At 68.9% G+C, this 19,478-nt stretch carries 19 protein-coding genes, 2 tRNA genes and 5 pseudogenes; 12 read left to right on the plus strand and 14 right to left on the minus strand.

Going from position 1 to position 19,478, the window contains the following annotated elements:
• Nucleotides 1-154: 154 nt before the first annotated feature.
• On the plus strand, nt 155-2,167 hold the full coding sequence (gene pknB, locus WJ438_RS20295) for a Stk1 family PASTA domain-containing Ser/Thr kinase (RefSeq protein WP_406726518.1): 2,013 nt from the start codon (nt 155-157) through the stop codon (nt 2,165-2,167).
• A 390-nt stretch (nt 2,168-2,557) separates the two neighbouring features.
• Nucleotides 2,558-3,592 carry a restriction endonuclease gene (locus WJ438_RS20300; RefSeq protein ID WP_406726519.1) on the plus strand — a complete coding sequence of 345 codons (1,035 nt, stop codon included), beginning with the start codon at nt 2,558-2,560 and terminating at the stop codon, nt 3,590-3,592.
• Between the two features lie 95 nt (nt 3,593-3,687).
• Here WJ438_RS20300 and WJ438_RS20305 read toward each other — a convergent pair whose 3' ends face one another.
• From WJ438_RS20305 to WJ438_RS20330, 6 genes and pseudogenes are all read right to left on the minus strand, one after another.
• On the minus strand, nt 3,688-4,449 hold the full coding sequence (locus tag WJ438_RS20305; protein WP_406726520.1) for a class E sortase: 762 nt from the start codon (nt 4,447-4,449) through the stop codon (nt 3,688-3,690).
• A gap of 13 nt (nt 4,450-4,462) precedes the next feature.
• Nucleotides 4,463-5,677: a class E sortase gene (locus tag WJ438_RS20310; RefSeq protein WP_406726521.1), complete on the minus strand. Its 1,215-nt coding sequence runs from the start codon at nt 5,675-5,677 to the stop codon at nt 4,463-4,465.
• On the minus strand, nt 5,674-6,312 hold the full coding sequence (locus tag WJ438_RS20315) for an aminodeoxychorismate/anthranilate synthase component II (RefSeq protein ID WP_406726522.1): 639 nt from the start codon (nt 6,310-6,312) through the stop codon (nt 5,674-5,676). Before WJ438_RS20315 ends, WJ438_RS20310 begins: the two co-directional genes overlap by 4 nt.
• Nucleotides 6,309-6,470, minus strand: coding sequence for a hypothetical protein (locus WJ438_RS20320; protein ID WP_109376615.1), 162 nt, complete (start codon nt 6,468-6,470; stop codon nt 6,309-6,311). Before WJ438_RS20320 ends, WJ438_RS20315 begins: the two co-directional genes overlap by 4 nt.
• A gap of 52 nt (nt 6,471-6,522) precedes the next feature.
• A pseudogene (locus WJ438_RS20325) lies at nt 6,523-6,720 on the minus strand (class E sortase); the annotation flags it as partial.
• Between the two features lie 67 nt (nt 6,721-6,787).
• Nucleotides 6,788-7,567, minus strand: a complete 780-nt coding sequence (locus WJ438_RS20330) for a DUF881 domain-containing protein (protein WP_406726523.1) — start codon at nt 7,565-7,567, stop codon at nt 6,788-6,790.
• A 140-nt stretch (nt 7,568-7,707) separates the two neighbouring features.
• Here WJ438_RS20330 and crgA point away from each other — a divergent pair, with 140 nt between their 5' ends.
• A complete protein-coding gene (crgA, locus tag WJ438_RS20335; RefSeq protein ID WP_406726524.1) occupies nt 7,708-7,962 on the plus strand; it encodes a cell division protein CrgA in 255 nt (84 codons plus the stop codon).
• Between the two features lie 293 nt (nt 7,963-8,255).
• Here the strand turns inward: crgA and WJ438_RS20340 are convergent, their stop codons facing one another.
• Both WJ438_RS20340 and WJ438_RS20345 read right to left on the minus strand, forming a co-directional pair.
• Nucleotides 8,256-9,143, minus strand: a complete 888-nt coding sequence (locus tag WJ438_RS20340) for a rhomboid family intramembrane serine protease (RefSeq protein WP_406726525.1) — start codon at nt 9,141-9,143, stop codon at nt 8,256-8,258.
• Nucleotides 9,144-9,270: 127 nt separating this feature from the next.
• Entirely contained in the window at nt 9,271-9,798 is a 528-nt protein-coding gene (locus WJ438_RS20345) for a peptidylprolyl isomerase (RefSeq protein WP_406726526.1), read from the minus strand.
• Between the two features lie 325 nt (nt 9,799-10,123).
• Between WJ438_RS20345 and WJ438_RS20350 the strand changes: the two genes are divergently transcribed.
• Entirely contained in the window at nt 10,124-10,825 is a 702-nt protein-coding gene (locus WJ438_RS20350) for a DUF5324 family protein (RefSeq protein ID WP_406726527.1), read from the plus strand.
• Between the two features lie 256 nt (nt 10,826-11,081).
• On the opposite strand, the gene WJ438_RS20355 is transcribed toward WJ438_RS20350, so the two are convergent.
• A tRNA-Ala gene (locus WJ438_RS20355) sits at nt 11,082-11,154 on the minus strand.
• A gap of 181 nt (nt 11,155-11,335) precedes the next feature.
• On the opposite strand from WJ438_RS20355, the gene WJ438_RS20360 reads away from it, so the two are divergent.
• Together WJ438_RS20360 and WJ438_RS20365 are read left to right on the plus strand one after the other, a co-directional pair.
• Nucleotides 11,336-11,884: a helix-turn-helix domain-containing protein gene (locus WJ438_RS20360; protein WP_406726528.1), complete on the plus strand. Its 549-nt coding sequence runs from the start codon at nt 11,336-11,338 to the stop codon at nt 11,882-11,884.
• A gap of 92 nt (nt 11,885-11,976) precedes the next feature.
• A pseudogene (locus tag WJ438_RS20365) lies at nt 11,977-13,332 on the plus strand (protein kinase domain-containing protein); the annotation flags it as partial.
• Between the two features lie 297 nt (nt 13,333-13,629).
• On the opposite strand, the gene WJ438_RS20370 reads toward WJ438_RS20365, so the two are convergent.
• The gene (locus WJ438_RS20370; protein ID WP_406726529.1) at nt 13,630-14,967 is read right to left on the minus strand and encodes a hypothetical protein; all 1,338 of its coding nucleotides are present in this window, start codon (nt 14,965-14,967) and stop codon (nt 13,630-13,632) included.
• Here WJ438_RS20370 and WJ438_RS20375 point away from each other — a divergent pair.
• The gene (locus WJ438_RS20375) at nt 14,966-15,094 is read left to right on the plus strand and encodes a hypothetical protein (RefSeq protein WP_406726530.1); all 129 of its coding nucleotides are present in this window, start codon (nt 14,966-14,968) and stop codon (nt 15,092-15,094) included. The two genes, WJ438_RS20370 and WJ438_RS20375, sit on opposite strands and share 2 nt — an antisense overlap.
• A gap of 193 nt (nt 15,095-15,287) precedes the next feature.
• Here the strand turns inward: WJ438_RS20375 and WJ438_RS20380 are convergent, their stop codons facing one another.
• Nucleotides 15,288-15,416 (minus strand): DLW-39 family protein, encoded by a 129-nt coding sequence (locus tag WJ438_RS20380; RefSeq protein ID WP_003999697.1) that lies wholly within the window; start codon nt 15,414-15,416, stop codon nt 15,288-15,290.
• A gap of 336 nt (nt 15,417-15,752) precedes the next feature.
• Between WJ438_RS20380 and WJ438_RS20385 the strand changes: the two genes are divergently transcribed.
• The gene (locus WJ438_RS20385; protein WP_406726531.1) at nt 15,753-16,121 is read left to right on the plus strand and encodes a DUF6344 domain-containing protein; all 369 of its coding nucleotides are present in this window, start codon (nt 15,753-15,755) and stop codon (nt 16,119-16,121) included.
• A 505-nt stretch (nt 16,122-16,626) separates the two neighbouring features.
• Here the strand turns inward: WJ438_RS20385 and WJ438_RS20390 are convergent.
• A complete protein-coding gene (locus tag WJ438_RS20390; protein ID WP_030749457.1) occupies nt 16,627-17,007 on the minus strand; it encodes a VOC family protein in 381 nt (126 codons plus the stop codon).
• 307 nt (nt 17,008-17,314) lie between these two features.
• Here WJ438_RS20390 and WJ438_RS20395 point away from each other — a divergent pair.
• The 4 genes and pseudogenes from WJ438_RS20395 to WJ438_RS20410 form a co-directional block, all read left to right on the plus strand.
• Nucleotides 17,315-17,663: pseudogene (locus WJ438_RS20395) on the plus strand (replication initiator); the annotation flags it as partial.
• Between the two features lie 38 nt (nt 17,664-17,701).
• Nucleotides 17,702-17,845 (plus strand): annotated as a pseudogene (locus tag WJ438_RS20400) (excisionase); the annotation flags it as partial.
• Nucleotides 17,846-18,057: 212 nt separating this feature from the next.
• On the plus strand, nt 18,058-18,318 hold the full coding sequence (locus WJ438_RS20405; protein ID WP_406729976.1) for a hypothetical protein: 261 nt from the start codon (nt 18,058-18,060) through the stop codon (nt 18,316-18,318).
• A gap of 14 nt (nt 18,319-18,332) precedes the next feature.
• Nucleotides 18,333-18,464 carry a hypothetical protein gene (locus WJ438_RS20410; RefSeq protein WP_406729977.1) on the plus strand — a complete coding sequence of 44 codons (132 nt, stop codon included), beginning with the start codon at nt 18,333-18,335 and terminating at the stop codon, nt 18,462-18,464.
• Between the two features lie 55 nt (nt 18,465-18,519).
• Here the strand turns inward: WJ438_RS20410 and WJ438_RS20415 are convergent.
• Nucleotides 18,520-18,596 (minus strand) — tRNA-Ile (locus WJ438_RS20415).
• Between the two features lie 121 nt (nt 18,597-18,717).
• Nucleotides 18,718-19,462: pseudogene (locus WJ438_RS20420) on the minus strand (DUF3566 domain-containing protein).
• Nucleotides 19,463-19,478: the final 16 nt, after the last annotated feature.

The following is a 19,478-nucleotide window of genomic DNA, read 5'->3' on the forward strand; positions in this document are numbered from 1 at the left end:
CTTCACATCGGTGCACGTTGCGGTACCGGTCCTGTATCGGCTGACGCACTTGGCCAGGTCACACAAAGCGAGCCGGGTACGGTAGGCCCGGACGACAGCCTCCGGCCGCACGAACGTGCCGGCCGGGACCGACGGAGAGGGCTGGTAGTTAGCTATGGAAGAGCCGCGTCGCCTCGGCGGCCGGTACGAACTGGGCCACGTGCTCGGCCGCGGTGGCATGGCGGAGGTCTACCTCGCGCATGACACCCGCCTCGGCCGCACCGTCGCTGTGAAGACGCTCCGCGCCGACCTCGCGCGCGACCCGTCCTTCCAGGCCCGGTTCCGCCGGGAGGCCCAGTCGGCCGCCTCGCTCAACCATCCCGCGATCGTCGCGGTCTACGACACGGGCGAGGACTACATCGACGGGGTGTCCATCCCGTACATCGTCATGGAGTACGTCGACGGCTCCACGCTCCGGGAACTCCTGCACAGCGGCCGCAAGCTGCTGCCGGAGCGGACGCTGGAGATGACCATCGGCATCCTCCAGGCACTGGAGTACTCGCACCGGGCAGGCATCGTCCACCGCGACATCAAGCCGGCGAACGTCATGCTGACGCGCAACGGCCAGGTCAAGGTCATGGACTTCGGCATCGCCCGCGCGATGGGCGACTCCGGCATGACGATGACCCAGACCTCCGCGGTCATCGGCACCGCGCAGTACCTCTCGCCCGAGCAGGCCAAAGGCGAGCAGGTCGACGCCCGCTCCGACCTCTACTCCACCGGCTGCCTGCTGTACGAACTCCTGACCGTCCGCCCCCCGTTCGTCGGCGACTCTCCCGTCGCGGTCGCCTACCAGCACGTCCGCGAGGAACCGCAGGCACCGAGCGTCTTCGACCCCGAGGTCACGCCCGAGATAGACGCGATCACGCTGAAGGCGCTCGTCAAGGACCCCGACTACCGCTATCAGTCGGCCGACGAGATGCGCCTCGACATCGAGGCCTACCTCGACGGCCAGCCGGTCGCGGCCACCGCGGCGATGGCCTCGGCCGGCTACGGCGGCTACCCCGCCGACCAGGCGACGACGGCGCTCCGCTCGGACTCCGGCGCCGCCACCTCGATGCTGCCGCCCATGAACCCGGACGACGGCGGCTACGGCTACGACGGCCGCCCCGGCAGGCGCCGCCAGCAGCAGAAGAAGAACAACACCTCGACGGTACTGCTGGTCGCGGCGGGCGTCCTGGTCCTGATCGGCGCGATCCTGCTCGGCCGCTCGATCTTCAGCGGCAGCGGCGGCGTGGGCAACGACAACGTCGCGGTCCCGAACTTCGTCGGCCTCACGAAGGAAGCCGCCGAGAAACAGGCCACCGACACCGACCTGGTCCTCGAGTTCACCTCGAAGCCCTGCGAGGAACAGAGCAAGGGCAAGGTCTGCGAGCAGGACCTCGAACCGGGCACGGACGTCAAGAAGGAGTCCACCGTCAACCTGGTGGTGTCCACCGGCGCGCCCAAGGTGGCGGTGCCGAGCGTCGTCGGCGACAACATCGACGACGCCAAGGCGGAGCTGGAGGGCGAGAAGTACGCCTTCGTCGTCGAGACGAAGGAAGAGGAAGCCTCGGAGCCGACGGGCACCGTCCTCAGGCAGGACCCGGGTCTCGGTGAAGAGGTGGAGAAGGGCACCACCATCACCCTCACCGTCGCCAAGGCGGTCGCCAAGGCGACCGTCCCGAACGTCCTCGGCAGGACGTGCGACGAGGCCAGGGCGCAGATGACCGCCAACAACCTGGTGGGCAGTTGCACCGAGGAGCGGGAGGTCGACGACCCGAACCAGGTCGGTAGGGTCATCGAGACCACGCCGACGAAGGGTCAGCAGGTCGACAAGAACTCCCAGGTGCAGATCGTCATCGGCAAGGCCAAGGAGGCCGAGAAGGTCGCCGTCCCGAACGTCAACGGCCAGACGCTCAAGGACGCCCAGAAGATGCTTCAGGACGTCGGACTCGTGGTCGGCGAGATCGCCGGCTCGCGGGATCCCAAGGCCCGCGTCGTCGTCTCCAACCCGCCGCAAGGCACCGAGGTCGACAAGGGAACGGCGGTCAGCCTGGTCGCCGCGGACGAGGGTGGCCCTGGCGGCGACAACGGCGGCCCCGGCGGCATCTTCGGCGGCCTCACCGGCGGCGACAGGGACGACTGACACCTCCCGTGACGCCCCGAACACGCCAGAGCCCCGGCCCCCTCTCCGGAGGGCGCCGGGGCTCTGGCGCACCACGGACGGGCATGTACGGAACTGCCCCCCTTGAAGGAGGGCAGTGGGATCCAGTCGCGCTCCTGGGTCTTCTTCTGCACCGCTCTCGACGCGCTTGTCTGCGGTAATTCGGGAGTGACAACGCGTCACTCCCGTTGGCCAGTTATCCACAGGCCCGCCGAAGCCTCACCAGTGGCCCACTCGCACCCGTCCACAGTGGATCCCAGCCCTTGAACGCACGACCTCACCCCGCTCGTGTCTTCGCCTGCCACCACTCGTTGATCAGGTGGGGTGGGCCGTCCGAGTTCTGCCCCGGACACGACAACGCAAGGGCATCGGGTGCTCAGGAAATCAGTACTTCTGGAATCGCAGACCCTACGCAGCAGTGTCCTGGACCGCAGGGACGTACTCGACAAGGTCAAGGCACTGTCGCTGCTGCCGGACGGAATGCACGTGACGACTGCGATGGTGGCGGCGTACTTCGAGGTGGCCGAGACAGTCATCAACAACCTGCTCAGCCGCCACCGCCATGAACTTCAGTCCAACGGAATGCGAGTCCTGCGTGGCTCAGAACTGCGGAACTTTAAGGAACTCAACCTGAGTTCCTATGGCCATCCACAGCCGCGCTCAGCCCTTGCCATCTGGTCCCGTCGTGCCGTCCTCAACGTCGCCATGCTCCTCCGGGACAGCGAAGTCGCACGTCAGGTGCGTGTGTACCTGCTCGACACGGAGTACCTGGCCCGAACACAGCCTGTGGAAAACCTCGTCGCCACGGACTTCGCCTCCCTCGACGCGCGCGTCGACCAGCGGATCACCCAGATCCTCGGCAAGACGATCGTGCCGATGTTCAACGCGCTGATCGCCACATCCGGTGAACACCGCCGCGAGCTCATCGAACTCCGTGCGGACATCGAGAACGTCGAGCGCGCGTTGTGCCGGCACCACCGCCGGATCAGCAGTCTGGAAGGTAAGCCTCCGACAGGCCGGGGCAGAAACTCCATCGCGGCCATGACCTGGCAGGCGTTCGAACGCCATGTGGCCGACCTGCTGCGCCACGACGGCTGCGGCGACGTCGTCGTACGACAGCCCCACACCGACCGGGGCGTCGCCATCACCGCACGCACGGCCGACGGCCGCACCGTCGCCGTCCAGTGCAAGAACCGAGCGGGTCACCGAGCCGTGCCGAGCTCGGACATGCAGAGGTTCGCCGGAGCCTCACGAGCCGTCGAACGCTTCGATGTCGCCCTGTTCGTCACCACTTCCCGTTTGAGCCACGAAGCACAAGCGATCGCCGACCTGAGCGGAGTCCTCACCGTGAACCGTGAGGGAATGGAGGCGTGGAGCGCCGGAGCACGGTTGAAGGCGCTGCGCTAGGCCCAAGAGAAGAAGGCCCGAAGCCGCAAAGGCAAGTTGCGACTTCGGGCCTTCGCCATGCTGAGCGACTGACTGCGTTGCCCTGGGTAAATCGGTCAGAGCAGTTCCTTCGGCGGCGTCCGGTCCTTGTCGACCTTCTCCGTGCGTTCCAGTTCGCCCCAGACGATGTAGCGGTACGTGCTGGTGTACACCGGGGTGCAGGTCGTCAGGGTGATGTAGTGGCCGGCCTTCTTGCGGCCGGACTCCTCGGGGATCTTGGAGAGGACCTCGATGTTGTACTTCGAGGTCTCGGGGAGGATCGCGTAGGTCTTGTAGACGTACCAGGTGTCCTTGGTCTCGAAGACGATCGGGTCGCCTTCCTTGATCTTGTGGATGTCGTGGAACTTGGCCCCGTGGCCGTCCCGGTGGGCGGCCAGCGAGAAGTTGCCCTTCTTGCCGGACGTCGGCAGGGTCGCCTTCACGGGGTCGGTGTAGTCGCCGGCGACGCCGTCGTTGAGCACCTTCATCGTGGTGCCCTTCTCGACCAGGATGTCCTCGCCCATCGCGGGCACGTGCAGGAAGCCGATGCCGTCCTTGCTGTCGTAGGAGGCGGGATCGCCGCCGGTGCCGGCACCGGGCCCCTGCGCCCAGTTGTCACGCACCTTGTCCGCCTGCTCGTCCGCCGCGCGGTCGGCGAGGACGTTCGTCCACCACAGCGAGTAGACGACGAACAGGCCGAGCAGCAGGCCCACGGTGATGAGAAGTTCTCCGAGCACGCTCACCGCGATCGCGACCGGGCCCATGCGGCGGCGCGCCGGAGACGACGGTGACGCGGACATGGCGGTGTGCTCTTCGGTGTCGTCGGTGGTCGCTGCCACGTTTCCTCTGCCCTTAACTGACGAGCGCATCCGGCTTGCCCTTGCTGCGCGGCCGTTCCTCGTCCATCTTGCCCCAGACGATCATGCGGTACTTGCTGGTGAACTCCGGCGTGCAGGTGGTCAGCGTGATGTAGCGACCGGGTGCCTTGAAGCCCGATCCCTTCGGGACGGGTTCGAGCACGCTGATGTTGCTCGGCGAGGTCACCGGCAGGATCGACGCCATCTTGTAGACGAAGTACGTGTCCTGCGTCTCCACGACGATCGGGTCACCCGGCTCCAGCCGGTTGATGTACCGGAACGGCTCCCCGTGCGTGTTGCGGTGTCCCGCGACCCCGAAGTTGCCCTCCTTCGCGTCGGGCATCGCCGTCTTCAGGGCGCCCTCCGCATAGTGGCCCACCATGCCCCGGTCGAGCACCTTCTTGCTGTCGATTCCCTCGGCGATCGGCACGACCACGTCCAGCCGCGGAATGTGCAGCAGCGCGAAACCCTTGCCCGGTTCGAACGCCCCCGGACTTCGCTTGCCGTTGGCCCAGTCGCTCTGGAGGTCGCTGGCCTCCTTGCCGGCCTGTGCCTGCGCGCGCACATTCGTCCACCACAGCTGGTAGGTGACGAACAGCAGCATCAGCACGCCGCAGGTGATGAACACCTCGCCGATCCCCCGGCTCGCGACGACGGCGGCACTCGGCTTCCGCTCCCGTGCCCGCCGCCGCGCCTCCACACGCGACAGCGGCGCCTGGGGCGCGTCGTGCCCGTGGGGTGCGTCCAGGGCCTCGGCGGGCCTGTTGGCGCCGCCACGGCGCCCTTGACGCTTCTTGGCGGCCTTCCTGCGCGCCGCCCGGCCAGCGGGAGCCACGGAAGCCGCCGGGGACTCCCCACGCGGTCCGTGCGTCGCCTGCCCCGTGCCCGCTTCGTACTCCATGCGCTCCGGCGGATCGGGGATCCGCAGCGCCACCGTCTCCTCGTCGACGGGCGGCAGATACACGGTGCTGTCGGTGGCCCCGGCTGTTCCGGCTCCGGTCGCTCCGGGGTCACCGTGGGGGCCCTGCTGAGTGGTGTCGTACCAGCCGCCGTCCTCGAACGTGCCGGGCGCCCCGTACGTGCCGGGCGCCCCGTACGGCTGCTGCCCGTACGGGGTTCCCTGCTCGCCGCCGGCACCGTACGAGGAACCGTCCATGAAGGACTCCCCGTATCCGGCGCCGGACTCGCGTTCGGGACGCAGCGCGGTCACGCCGACGACCTGCCCACCACCGGGGCCAGCCCCGCCGATCTCGCCACCGCCCCGTCGTCCCCGCACTCCACCAGCCAGTTGGCGAGCATCCGGTGCCCGTGCTCGGTGAGCACCGACTCGGGATGGAACTGCACGCCCTCGACGAGCAGTTCACGATGGCGCAGACCCATCACGATGCCGTCCGGTGTCCGGGCCGTCACCTCCAACTCCGCCGGTACGGTGGCCGGCTCGGCCGCCAGGGAGTGGTAGCGCGTCGCCGTGAACGGCGAGGGCAGGCCCGCGAAAACGCCCCTGCCCCCGTGCTCCACCGGCGAGGTCTTCCCGTGCAGCAACTCGGGTGCACGGCCCACCACACCGCCGTAGGCCACCTGGATGGCCTGCATACCGAGGCAGACGCCGAAGACGGGCACTCCGGTCGACGCGCAGTGCCGCACCATGTCCACGCAGACACCGGCCTGTTCGGGAGTACCGGGCCCCGGGGACAACAACACGCCGTCAAAACTTTCCTGTGCGTGCCCGGTCGACACCTCGTCGTTGCGCAGGACCTCGCACTCGGCGTCCAGTTGGTACAGGTACTGGACCAGGTTGAAGACGAAGCTGTCGTAGTTGTCGACGACGAGAATGCGCGCGCTCACTGGTTGTCCACCGTCACATCGTTGAAGGGCAGCAGCGGCTCGGCCCAGGGGAAGACGTACTGGAAGAGGACATAGACCACAGCGATGATCAGCACGAGTGAGATGAGCGCCTTCGCCCATCCGTTCCCCGGCAGATGCCGCCAGATCCAGCTGTACATGCCGTCCCTTCCGTCGCACCACGGCACCGGACCCACGCCGTTCGTCACCAGACTAACGGCGCGACCCCTCCGGTTTCCCGGCCTCCACAGGGCGTGGAGTCCGGATGCGCCCGGACGATCAGCCGATGACCGTGCCCCCTTCCGGTTCGCACGTCGCCGGCGTCGGACGACGGCCGGGGCGCGTGCACCCGGAAGTACGTGGCACAGGGTCGATCACCTCGATGTCCGAGGACACGGTTTTGTCCGGCCCGGGCCCACCGGCGGCTCCGCGGCCTCGCTCGTGGGGCCCGTCCGGCCCGGGGTGCGCCCCGTGGGCTCTACTCGACGGGCTTCGCGTGGTGCAGGTCCACCGTGCCCGAGTAGCCGGGCAGGGTCACCGGCCCCTCGTCCTCGACTTTCCAGCCGAGCCCGTAGACGTTGACGTACACCATGTAGTTCTGGATCGCCGGGGAGGCCGCGAGCGCGTCCTTCAGCTTCTCCGGATCGCCGACCGCCGTGATCCTGTACGGCGGTGAGTAGACGCGGCCCTGGAGGATCAGGGTGTTGCCCACGCAGCGCACCGCGCTGGTGGAGATCAGCCGCTGGTCCATGACCTTGATGCCCTCGGCGCCGCCCTGCCACATCGCGTTCACCACGGCCTGGAGGTCCTGCTGGTGGATGACCAGGTAGTCGGGCTGCGGCTCGGGATATCCGGGGAGCTTGGCGGTGGCGTTCGGCGGGGCGTCGTCGAGCGTGACCGTCACGGCCTCGCCCTTGAGTTCCTGCGTGCCCGCGCGGTGCTCCAGGTCGGCGAGCTGGTCGTCCTCCGCCTCGGTCCTGCCGTCGTCACGCTCGGCGAGGGACTCGATGTCTCCCCGGAGCGCCCCGTTGGACTCCTCCAGCGCACCGTTCTTGTGGCTGCGCTCATGGATGAGGTCGGACAGCTTCAGCAGGGAGTCGTCCGTGCGGATGTTGGTGCCCTTCGCCGTGTTGAAGCTGGTGAAGAAGATGAGACCCGCGAGGGCGAAGACACCCGCGGTGAGCACCCGGACCGGTCGGAAGCCGCGTCGGCGGACAGGGCTGGATCCCGTCCCGGGGGAGTCGGCAGAATTGCTCAACGTACCCTTATCTCCTTCGGCGCCACGGAAGCACTACGCTAACTGACGCCCGGGGGAGCGCTCGGAGTCCCCTTGCAACCGCCCCGAGCACGACCCAGTTCCCTGCGCGGCCACGCAGCGCATCGACAGGAGAGACCCTCGTGCCGAAGTCACGTATCCGCAAGAAGGCCGACTACACGCCCCCGGCGGCGAAGCAGACGACCGCCCTCAAGCTGACCAGCCGCTCCTGGGTCGCACCGGTGATGCTGGCCCTGTTCCTGATCGGTCTGGCCTGGATCGTCGTGTTCTACGTCACCGACGGCAAGCTGCCCGTCAACGCGCTGGGCAACTGGAACATCGTGGTGGGCTTCGGATTCATCGCCGCCGGGTTCGGCGTCTCGACACAGTGGAAGTAGTGCTGAGCAGTACTGCCCTGCCCTGAACCGCCCGGCGGCTCGGGGCAGAGTTGTTCACAGCTCTGGGCAGGACTATCCACCGAGTTATCCACAGGCATGTCCACAGCATGGGGAAAAGAAACGACGATCTGTGGATAACTCGTCGGAGATTGACGCCGGTGTGACAGAAGCACCGGCAACCGAAAACCCGTTCGCGCGCCGCTGACCTGTGGAAACACCGGTCAGTGACAGTCGGCACAGATGTTCCCGCACACTGTGCACAAGATCCGGCACACACTGTGGAAAACCGGTGCTCAGACGAGCTGGGCCGTCCTCAGCAGGATCACGAGCACCACCACGGCAAGGACCAGCCCACAGGTTCCGTACTGGATCAGCGACCGCCGCTCGCGCGGGGCGTGGACCATGGCGTACCCGATGACCACACCGGCGACGAGCCCTCCGATATGAGCCTGCCAGGCGATGTTGAAGCCTGGGCTGAAGGTGAAGATCAGGTTGATCACCAGCAGGGCGATGATCGGCCGCATGTCGTAGTTGAGTCGGCGCACCAGGACGGCGGTCGCACCGAACAGCCCGAAGATGGCGCCGGAGGCACCGAGCGAGGCCGCGCTCCCCGAGGCCAGCAGATAGGTCAGCGCACTGCCCGCCAGGCCCGAGATCAGGTACAGCGCGAGATAACGAGCGCGGCCGAGGGCCTGCTCGAGCGGGCCGCCGAGCCACCACAGACCGAGCATGTTGAAGGCGATGTGCCAGATCGCCTCGTGCGTGAACATCGAGGTGACCAGTCGGTACCACTCGCCCTCGGCGACGCCCTCGACGGGGCTGAACGGCGGCCAGATCCCGATCAGCACGAGATGGCCCAGCAGCGACGACCGGACCTGCACCGCGAGGAACACCGCGAGGTTGATCCCGAGCAGGATCTTGGTGACCAGCCGAGGGTCCTCGGCGACGATGCCTCCGGCGATCGTGCGGGGCATCGAGGCGGCGGGCGCGTGCCCGGTGCCCGAGCCTCTCCCACGGACGCATTCGGGGCACTGGAAACCGACCGAGGCGCTGACCATGCACTCGGGGCAGATCGGGCGCTCGCAGCGGGTGCAGCGAATGCCTGTCTCGCGGTCCGGGTGGCGAAAGCAGACCGGGACGCTGCGGGCGTCCTGCGAGCTGCCGACAGCCTGGTCGTCCATGGGATCCCCTAGGTCGTGTGGAAAGAGCCCCGCCCCGCCCATCCTTACGGATGAGCGGGGCGATTGGTTCCCTCTGAGGGCATTCGCGCTCCTGGGGACAGGGCCGTCCTCAGCCCTTGCTGTGTCCTCAGCCCTCGCGGATCTCGACCGACTCGATGACGACGTCATTGAGCGGACGGTCGGTCCGCGGGTTGGTCTGCGCGGCCGCGATGGTGTCGATGACCTTCTGGCTCGCGGCGTCGGTGACCTCGCCGAAGATGGTGTGCTTGCGGTTCAGCCACGCCGTCGGGGAGACGGTGATGAAGAACTGCGAGCCGTTGGTGCCCGGACCCGCGTTGGCCATGGCCAGCAGGTACGGCTTGTCGAAGCGCAGGTCCGGGTGGAACTCGTCCTCGAACTGGTAGCCGGGACCGCCGGTGCCGTTGCCCAGCGGGTCACCGCCCTGGATCATGAAGCCGCTGATCACCCGGTGGAAGACCGTGCCGTCGTAGAGCTTGTCCGTGGACTTGGCACCCGTCTCCGGGTGAGTCCACTCCCGCTCGCCCTTGGCGAGCTCGACGAAGTTCTTGACGGTGATCGGCGCCTGGTTCGGGAAGAGCCGGACCTCGATGTCGCCGTTGTTGGTCTTCAGGGTGGCGTAGAGCTGATCAGCCACGATGTGCCTTCCGTTGTCTTTCCGTAACTCCCCGATCCTCGCACGGACGGGACGTCCAGTCGCCCGACGCCCGTTCACAGGAGGGCAACAAGGCCGAACCGCTTGCAGAAAACCGGGTGAGTCCCTCCGTGACGGGGGCACTCGGGAACCATCCGTGGCATTGTCGACGACAAGCTCCCGTTCTCCCGTGTTCATCCGCCATTGCACTCGATCAGTGCCATCGGCACCCGTATGCCCCTCCGCGCATGCTCGGCGTCGAGGAGGAAGGCATGATCCGTAAAAGGGTGGACAGTCGAAAAACGTACGCCACCGAGGAGGAGGAACCGTGACCCGCATCGATAGCGTGCGCGCCGCGACTGATTCGGCGAAGGACAGCGTGCTGCACGCCGCGGAAGTGGTGGCGCCCTACGCCGACACGGCCAAGGTGAAGGCCGCGCACTACGCACAGGAGGCGCGCGTACGGCTGGCGCCCAAGATGACCCAGGCCGCGGGGCAGGCCCGTGCCCAGTACGGAGTCCATGTGCAGCCGTACCTGGAGCAGGCCCGGACCCATGTGCCGCCGAAGGTCGATCTGGCTGCCCATGAGGCCGCCGTCCGGACCCGCAAGGCCGCCCAGCAGGCGGCGGACTACTCCCGGCCGAGGATCGAGCAGGCCAGGGCCGCCGCCGGTCCGGCGAGGGACGAGGCCGCGGCACGCAGTGCGGCGGTGATGGCCGCCCTGCGTGGTCAGGTCTCGGCCAAACAGATCCAGAAGCTCATCCGCAAGCAGCGGCGACGCGCAAAGGCCGGCCGGGCCGCGAAGATGGTCGTGGTCCTGGGTGCCGTCGCGGGCGGCGCGTTCGCCGTCTGGAAGTGGTGGGACAAGCAGGCCAACCCGGACTGGCTGGTGGAGCCGCCGGCCGCGACCGATGTCGGGGAACCGGGCACGCTGGCGTCCGTGGACGGCAGCCGCGGTTCCAGCCTCGACCCCGAGGTCCGGGCGAAGGAGGACGAGGAGGAGGCCTCCAAGCGCGACGAGCAGTCCTGACGCGCGGTGGCATTGAAAGTCGGTACCGGCAGCCTGCGGCATCCACCGCCTGCGGTACCAACAGCCTGGTGAGGCGGGAGACTTCAGCGTCTTCTGCCGCACCGGGCTGTTTCACGTGAAACGGGTCCCGCGGGTCCGGAGCCCCGGCCCTGAAGCCAGGACTCCGAAGGCTCCCGGGAGCCGTGACGCCAGGCTCCTGGAGCGATGCGCAAGAACCCCTCCTACCTGCTTTCCGCAGGTAGGAGGGGTTTCCTTGTGGAGCCTAGGGGAGTCGAACCCCTGACATCTGCCATGCAAAGACAGCGCTCTACCAACTGAGCTAAGGCCCCGTGTGTGAAACGTCCACCAGGAACAAGCACATCCGGGTGGGCGCCGGAAACAAGAGTACCGGGTCCCCCGGGGGTTCCGCAAAAAGATTGGGGGTCCCCGTGACCAACCACTCTCCGTAAGATGCTCGGCGTGGTTCGCTACAGCGAACCACGGTTCTTGGGGAAGCGATGGGGAGACGCAATGGACGCCGCACAGCAGGAAGCCACCGCAAGAGCGCGGGAACTGCAGCGGAACTGGTACGGGGAGCCACTGGGGGCGCTCTTCCGTAAGCTCATAGACGACCTCGGCCTCAACCAGGCTCGTCTCGCTGGGGTACTGGGACTGTCCGCACCGATGCTGTCACAGCTGATGAGCGGTCAGCGGGCGAAGATCGGCAACCCCGCGGTGGTCCAGCGGGTGCAACTGCTGCAGGACCTGGCGGGCCAGGTCGCGGACGGCAGTGTCAGCGCGGCCGAGGCGACCGAGCGCATGGAGGAGATCAAGAAGTCGCAGGGGGGCTCGGTGCTCAGCAACACCACGCAGACGACGAGCAGTTCGGGCGCGCCCACGGTCAAGCGGGTGGTGCGGGAGATCCAGTCACTGCTGCGTTCGGTGGCGGCTGCCGGCGACATCATCGACGCCGCCGACGTCCTCGCCCCGACCCACCCCGAGCTGGCAGAGTTCCTCCGGGTCTACGGCGCCGGCCGCACCTCCGACGCGGTCACGCACTACCAGTCCCACCAGAGCTGATCCCCCGGCCGCAGTCGAGGCAGGGGCGGAAAGGGTAAGGCAGAGGGGTAAGGCAAGGGGAGACCCCGCTGGGGGAGGAGCGACGCACAGCCATGGGTGAGGTCTTCGCCGGCCGGTACGAACTGGTCGACCCGATCGGGCGCGGGGGTGTCGGTGCCGTCTGGCGTGCCTGGGACCACCGCCGTCGCCGCTACGTGGCGGCCAAGGTCCTGCTGCAGAGCGACGCCCACTCCCTGCTCCGTTTCGTGCGCGAGCAGGCCCTGCGGATCGATCACCCCCATGTACTCGCCCCCAGCAGCTGGGCCGCCGACGACGACAAAGTCCTGTTCACCATGGACCTGGTCGGCGGCGGTTCACTGGTTCACCTCGTCGGCGACTACGGGCCCCTGCCGCCGGCGTTCGTCAGCACCCTGCTCGACCAGTTGCTGGCGGGGCTCACCGCGGTGCACACGGAAGGCGTCGTGCACCGCGACATCAAGCCCGCCAACCTGCTTTTGGAGGCCACCGGTACGGGCAGGCCGCGTCTGCGGGTGTCCGACTTCGGCATCGCCATGCGGCTCGGTGAACCGCGCCTGACCGGAACCGACCTGGTGGTGGGCACGCCCGGCTATCTCGCGCCGGAGCAGATGACGGGCTCCGAACCGGACTTTCCCGCGGACCTGTTCGCCGTGGGTCTGGTCGCGCTGTATCTGCTGGAGGGCGCCAAACCGGACGCCAAGGCGCTCATCCAGCACTTCGTCGAACACGGGACGCCCGGGGCCCCCCAGAGCATCCCCGAACCGCTGTGGCAGGTCGTGGCCACACTGCTGCAGCCGGACCCGCAGGCGCGGTTCCGTACGGCCACGGGGGCGCGCAAGGCCCTGGCCGCGGCCGGGGAGCTCCTCCCGGCGCCCGGACCCGACGACGAGTTGATCGAGATCTTCGACCAACTCGGCCCGCTTCCCCCGGGTTTCGGCCCCGAGGGCCCGCTGAAGGCGGCTTCGGGCGTGCACTCGGTCCAGAGCCGTCCGGGAGGGGAGGGGCAGCACCCGAAGGGCGGGGAGACGCACCGCCTGCCCGAGGCCGGAGCGGCAGGCGCCGTGCTCGGGCCCTCCGGGGGTGGCGACTCCCCCTCCCTCACGGGCAGCGGAGACATCCCCACCGACCCGCGCCAGGGCACCCCTCCAACCCCGCACTCCGCCCCACCTGCCACCCCGGATCCCGTCGCGGGCTCTTCCTCCGTCTCCGTCTCGGGTTCCGTCTCCTCTCCGGCCCCGTCCGCCCCGCCGCGACAGCCCTCCATGTCGGACACCGGCAGCTTCCACCTGCCACCGCCCCAGGCCACGGTCACGTCCTCCCCCGCACCCGCTCGACCGCCCCACACACCCTCTTCACCGACGCGGGGACAGGCACAGGGACAGGCGCACGTCCCGGCGCAGTCCCAGGTCCGGGCACCGTCCCAGCCGCCGTACGGCGCACAGCAGCAGGTGGTCCACGCCGGCCCCATATCCCCGCACGACCCCACTCACCCGCTGCGCTCCCCCTGCCCCAACCGTCGGTGTATCCCGGCCCCGCGTCGCATCGCGCTGATGCCTCTACTGCTGAATACACCGCCCGCGACCCGCAGGTTCCGTCTCCGGACAAGGCAGTTTCACGGCACAGGGCGCCTGGCCGGCGCCGCCGCCGTCGCCCCGGCCCTCCCGCACGGGTGGCCGTCCCTCTCCTGCTCCTGGCGCTGGCCTGCTATGCGGTGGGGTTCTGGGCCCTCACCCGGATCTGAGGCCCGGCTCGCCCCGGGAAACGGTTCTCCGCCGAGCCACCACCGTCCACACACCGAGTCCCACCAGCAGTGCGCTGCCGGTTCCGATACCGCCCACCGCGAGCGCCGTCATCACGGTGCTGTCACCCGTGGACTGGCCCCGAGCCGCTGCCGCGAGGTCCTTCCCGGTGACCGCGAAGATGTCCGCCGGCGCGGACTCCCCCGCGTACTCTGGTCCGTCCTGTGCCGCACCGCTGAGCCGCACCCGCAGCGTCAGCGGGACGGGCCCGTCACCGAAGTCGTCCGCCACCTCCGCCGTAAGGTGTGCGACGAGGTAGTAGGAGCCGGCGAAGCGCATCGCCCCGACCTGAGCGCGGGCGGCATGGCGGTTGGCGTACGCGACGGGGTGCAGCAGGGGGAGGCTGCCCGATTTCTGTCTGCCGTCGTAGCCGATGCCCACGTCCGCGACATGCCCGCGTACGGGGTTGTAGAGGTCCAGGTCCAGGGCGGCGGGAACGAACCCGGTGCCGCCGGAGCTCGAACTGCCCAGTTCGGCGGTGACGTGGAACTGCAGGCCCCAGTCGACGGGAACCTTGTAGAAGAGCGTCCGGCCGGGCCGGATGTCGTCCCGCCAGACTCCCTCACCGAGTGGGGTGGCCTCGGCGAAACCGACGCCGCCCGCGCGCCGTTGGGCCTCTCCGGCGACGGGCTGGGGCGAGGCGGAGTTCCACTCCTTGGGCGCGGTCGTCGCGCCGCTCTGTTCCAGCCGCGGTTCCGACGCGGTGGTGAGTTCCAGCTCCCAGGCGTCGGGGGAGGCACCTTTTCCGTCCGGATCGGCGCGTTCGACGATCACGTAGTACGTACCGGCGTCCTGGCAGAGGGATTTCCTGGGGGATATCTCGCGCACGGCCGACGCGGCGACCGGGTGCGGGCTGGCGGCGGCACCGAAGGTTGCGGTGTCCACGTCGCAGGAGCGGCCGTCCGCGTCCTGCACGGACACCTTGACGCCGTCGATGACGGCGGCGCTGCCGCCGCCCGGGGGGACGGCGGTGGCGGAGACGTAGACGTTCGAGCCGGCGTCGAGTTCCAGGCGGTAGTGGATCCTGCCGCTCGCCGGAAGAGTGCTCCGGTAGGTCCGACCGGTCTCCAGCCGTACGGCGTCGGCTGTGCTCGCTGCCCCGTCGATCCGTTGTGCGCCCTCGGTGAAGGCATACCCCCCAGGAGCTTCAGGAGCCCCGGAAGAGGCGCGGAAGGCAGGGGGAGTCCCGACGCTCCCGGAAGCCCGGTAAAACGCCTCAGCGGCCCCGGTCGTCGGGGAAACAGCAGAGGCACTGGAGGACGTCATGGTCGGCCCCGTTGTCACGGCAGCCTTGGCGGCGACCGCCTCCGGCCCCGCAGACACGTCGGCCGCCCCCAGCAGCATCACCGACGCGAGCGTCACCACGCCCGCGCACGCGGCTGCCGGGGCCTGACCACGTCCCGCCCGGGCGTGCCGCCCCCACGCCATACACCGCCGTCCCCTCACGCGCCACTCCTCGTCGTCGCCCGGACGTCGCACCGTGGCCCATCCTGCCCCGCGGACAAGGCCCGTCGACAAGGCCTCCCCATACACAAAACCCCGACCGCGAGCGCGGCCGGGGTCTGTTCAGCGTCGTATCTCGGTACTCACGAACCCGTGGGCACGGAGTCAGTCGCCTCCGTCCACAGATCCTGCTCGGCGCGATCCGCCTGGATCTGGCGGTACACGAGGAGCCCGCCGATGGCGGCCAGTGCGACCAGGAGAAGCTTCTTCACCGCGCGACCTCGTCTTTCTTGACGTAGGGGACCTCTGGCGCCCGACTATACACACCGACCGATACCGATCAGTGACCTGCGTCGGCTGCACAACTCCCCATCCCTACTGCGCGGTAGGAGCGGAACACGTCGGTCGGATCAGAGGGTGACCACATCCGCACAGTCGGTGAATTTGGCCATCTCCCTCCGCACTCCTTCACCTTTCACCCCCTTGCACCCATCCGGGTGGTGTTCATCTGAACATCGACGCGCCACGGACGTTGGTCCACCACTTCGCGGCCCGCATACACATCATGAGGAAAGTACGCAAATCGCCCGACCCGAAAGTGAGGGGCCATGGCCCGGAACAAGGTCATGAAGCTGTGGACCGCCATCATCACCGCCTTCCTCGCGCTGTGCACGGCGCTCGGACTCATCACCACGACCGCCTCCGCCGCGGCGGTATCCCAGACCGAGACGACGCGCAACAGCGAGAGCGCGCCGGACGCGACGGCGCCGGCCACGTCCGTCCGGCCCTGGTCCCATGCGAGGGCCCTGCCCCCCACGATGAAACAGCGCATCCGCGCGGAGGCCCACGGAGCGTCCCCCAGGTGCCGCCACCGCCCGCTCGCGAACCCGGCCCCTGACCCGGCCTCCACCCCCTGCTCCGACGGCACCGCGTCCCCCGCAGAACCCCGCACCGGTCACCTCCCGCTCCAGCGCTGAGCCGCTGGGCCCGGTGGGCCACTGGAGGCCCACCGCCCCACCCCACCCCGTGCCGCTTCCGGCTCCCCCGAAGTCCCGGCGAACTCGCGTACAGCCTCAACGGCACGCGAAGGGCCCGGCCGCTCGACAACGAGCGGCCGGGCCTTCCCCCATGCCCGCACCCACCGAACGCGTCAGGTCCCGCCCGTGCCGGTGCCCCCGCCCCTCAACCCACCACTCGCCCCAGCTCCCATCCCGTCTGCCGTCGACCCACACGCATGTGGAGCGCGCCACTGTACGAACGACCTGGACGCCATGGGCCGCGTCTGCTCGGCTTCGCCCGGGTCGATGGCAGGCGGGATGGGAGGGGAGCTCTCCGCGCACGCCACGACGGACCCGCACTCGCGTACGGCGCTCCTTCCATCCCGGAGTCGGAGCGCCCCCGCCGGAGGCACTGTCTCGACCTGTTGCGGCTCGTACGGGTTCTCCCTCATGCCCCTGGGGCCGCACCGGGGGCACAGAGCCGTCAGAGCGGGTTGAGGCGGGCCTTGAGCAGGCAGAACTCATTGCCCTCGGGGTCGGCAAGAACGTGCCACTGCTCCTCGCCGGTCTGGCCGATGTCGGCCGGGCGCGCCCCGAGCTTCAAGAGACGTTCGAGCTCGGCGTCCTGATCGCGGTCGGTGGCGTTGACGTCGATGTGCAGCCGGGACTTCCCCGGCTCCGGCTCGTCCCTGCGGCTGAGGATGATCGTCGGCTGCGGGCCGCCGAACCCTTCGCGCGGCCCGATCTCGAGGGTGCCGTCCTCTTCGCGACCGAGCACGACGAAGTCCAGGACCTCGCACCAGAACCGCGCCAGCACCTCGGGGTCGCGGCAACCGAGCACGAGCTCACTGATACGACATGCCATTGACGAAACCTACTCTCAGCGTGGGAACTGCCGGGGCGGCCGCGCGCGGAGCTCTTGGGCTCCCCGCAGTGGGAACACGCTCGAGACCGTACCGGGCGAGGCGAGCAGGTGCGAAGGTTTTTGGGCTCCTCGCCCCGCCCGGCCGGGCCGCCGGGCGGACGACGCGAGTGTGACGGCAGGACCTGGGCCTGTCCCTATGTGGGCGGGCGTCGGCGGAGCGGGCCGAAGGCAGGAGCGGCGCCCCGAGCGGAGCCGGGAAGCCCGCCCTGCGGAGCGGAGCGCAGCCGGGTGCTTGCCCTGCACGCGCGCTCTCTACCCGGATCGCAAGCCGCGCGACTGGGCGGGCCCACATGCTCGGATTCCGCGGCCACTTCTCCACCAAGTCACGCCGCTACTCGACCACCCTCGGCGCTCTCCGACAGACCCGAGCCGACTACCGGGCCACCCAGCAACGCAAGGCCCTCGGCCCGCCCGACCCCGACGACGAGGAAGCAACCACCCTGCCCCTCGCCCACTGGACCTACGCCGGCCGAGGCCACACCCCCGGCGAATCCTGGAGGATCGCCGCCCACATCCGCCGCGACATCCAGCACAACCGCGAAACCGCCCGCGAGGAACTGCCCGCCCTGCTCGACCCGGAAGGAGCCGCTGCATGACCACCGCCGCCCCCGAACTGCTGGCCGTGCCCTAGGTCATGGCGCGGCTGAAGGTGGGCCGGACCAAGGTCTACGACCTGATCCGCACCCACCGCCTCGTGTCCATCAAGGTCGACGGATGCCGCCGCATCCCGGACCACGTGGTCCGTGACTTCATCGCCGGCCAGACCGAGGAGGCTGCCCGAGGGCGAAGCTTCGGCCCAACGGCAGCGGCACGATCACCAAGCGGTCGGACGGGTCCTCGTCCTGTCCTCGGCCTCCGCCGCAGCGAGGTGCTCGGGCCGCGCCGGCAGGACATCGACTTCGAGGCCGGCCACTTCACCCCGGTCAAGCAGGTCCAGCGCGTCAAGGGCGTCGGCCTGGTCCTCAAGGACTCAAAACGAAGTGCTCACAGGTGGTGCTCCCACTCCCGGAGTTCTGCGCCCGTGCCCTGGGCGAGCGTCGGGAGCTGCAAGAGCCGGAACGCAAGATCGCCGGTGAGCACTGGTCGCAGGAGCCGGACCATGACCCGATCTTCTCCTCCGAACACGGCGGCCCGATCGATCCGGTGGGCTTCTCCCGTACCTTCGATCGGCCGGTCAAGCGGGCCGGCGTCCGCCGCATCACGGTCCGCCTCGCCCGGCACACCTGTGGGAGACCCCGCTCGCCTTCCTGAAGGTGCACCCCAGGGTGGCTCAGGCGATCCTCCGGCACAGTCGGATCAGCGTGACCATGGACGTGTACACGCACACGGTCGGCGACAGCGAGCGCGAGGCGGTCGGCATGCTCGCCGAGCTTCTGGAGGACCCGCTCACCGGCTGATGTCACCCGTGGATGCCAAAGACCCCCAGCCATGATCGGCTGGGGGTCTTTCGGCTGGTGGGGCTAACAGGATTTGAACCTGTGGCCTCATCCTTATCAGGGATGCGCTCTAACCAACTGAGCTATAGCCCCGCCGCGCTCTGCGGTACGTGTCCCGCGCGCTGACTCCTGAAGATTAGCGCACGACCCGGGCAGTCCCAAAATCGGTTGTCGGAGGGCCGTCAGAGCAGGCCGGGAAGCCGCTGAGCGCCGCTCACTCGTCCTCGGCCAGCGTGAGCTCGACACCGCCCACGAAGCCCGCGGAGAGGTTGTAGATGAACGCGCCGAGGGTCGCCAGAGCCGTCGCCAGGACGACGTCGATGACCGCGATGACCGTCGTGAACAGCAGCACGTTGGGCAGCGACAGGAACGACTGGAGGTCGAAGCCGTTCGACTCGTTGGAGCCCGTCGCCTCGGAGATCGTGCCGCCGACCGTCGAGAAGACACCCATCGCGTCCATGACCATCCACAGCACCGCGGACGCGACGATCGTGCAGATGCCCAGGGCTATGGAGAGCAGGAAGCTGACCTTCATCACCGACCAGGGGTCGGCCTTGGCCACCCGCAGACGCGCCTTGCGCACGCGCGGTATGGTGCGCGCCCCGGTGCGCGGGCGGCGTACCGCGCCGGCCGGGCCCCCTGCCGTACCGGCCTGCGCCTGGTACGCCTGCGGCGGGTGGTACGGCCCCGCCTGCTGCTGCGGCTGCCGTTCCCCGGCAGCGGTGAGGTCGTGTGAGCAGCGGCGCCCTGTCCGGGCGTGCTCTGCTGCTGACCTCGGGTGTCCGTCACAGTTCCCCCTGGGATCCATGTCTGTCGGACGAAGGCGAGTCCTTGCCGGGCGACTTGATCGCTTTCAGGTTGGTCGTGTGCGGATCTGTCGCCCGCGCGGCAGAGCCACGGCCACCGCCGTCCGTACCCGTACTGGTACCGGTCGACCCGGCGCCCGTGGCTCCGCTCACGCTGACTCACTCCTCG

This window comes from Streptomyces sp. GD-15H (assembly GCF_045291515.1).
Lineage (GTDB): Bacteria > Actinomycetota > Actinomycetes > Streptomycetales > Streptomycetaceae > Streptomyces.

What these genes read in the sequence shown, in the direction of transcription:
- WJ438_RS20360 (WP_406726528.1), top strand. Translation starts at nt 11,336, where the DNA reads ATGGACGCCGCACAGCAGGAAGCCACCGCAAGAGCGCGGGAACTGCAG.
- WJ438_RS20340 (WP_406726525.1), bottom strand. Translation starts at nt 9,143, where the DNA reads ATGGACGACCAGGCTGTCGGCAGCTCGCAGGACGCCCGCAGCGTCCCG.
- WJ438_RS20375 (WP_406726530.1), top strand. Translation starts at nt 14,966, where the DNA reads ATGGTCGGCCCCGTTGTCACGGCAGCCTTGGCGGCGACCGCCTCCGGC.
- WJ438_RS20320 (WP_109376615.1), bottom strand. Translation starts at nt 6,470, where the DNA reads ATGTACAGCTGGATCTGGCGGCATCTGCCGGGGAACGGATGGGCGAAG.
- pknB (WP_406726518.1), top strand. Translation starts at nt 155, where the DNA reads ATGGAAGAGCCGCGTCGCCTCGGCGGCCGGTACGAACTGGGCCACGTG.
- WJ438_RS20370 (WP_406726529.1), bottom strand. Translation starts at nt 14,967, where the DNA reads ATGACGTCCTCCAGTGCCTCTGCTGTTTCCCCGACGACCGGGGCCGCT.
- WJ438_RS20385 (WP_406726531.1), top strand. Translation starts at nt 15,753, where the DNA reads ATGGCCCGGAACAAGGTCATGAAGCTGTGGACCGCCATCATCACCGCC.
- WJ438_RS20390 (WP_030749457.1), bottom strand. Translation starts at nt 17,007, where the DNA reads ATGGCATGTCGTATCAGTGAGCTCGTGCTCGGTTGCCGCGACCCCGAG.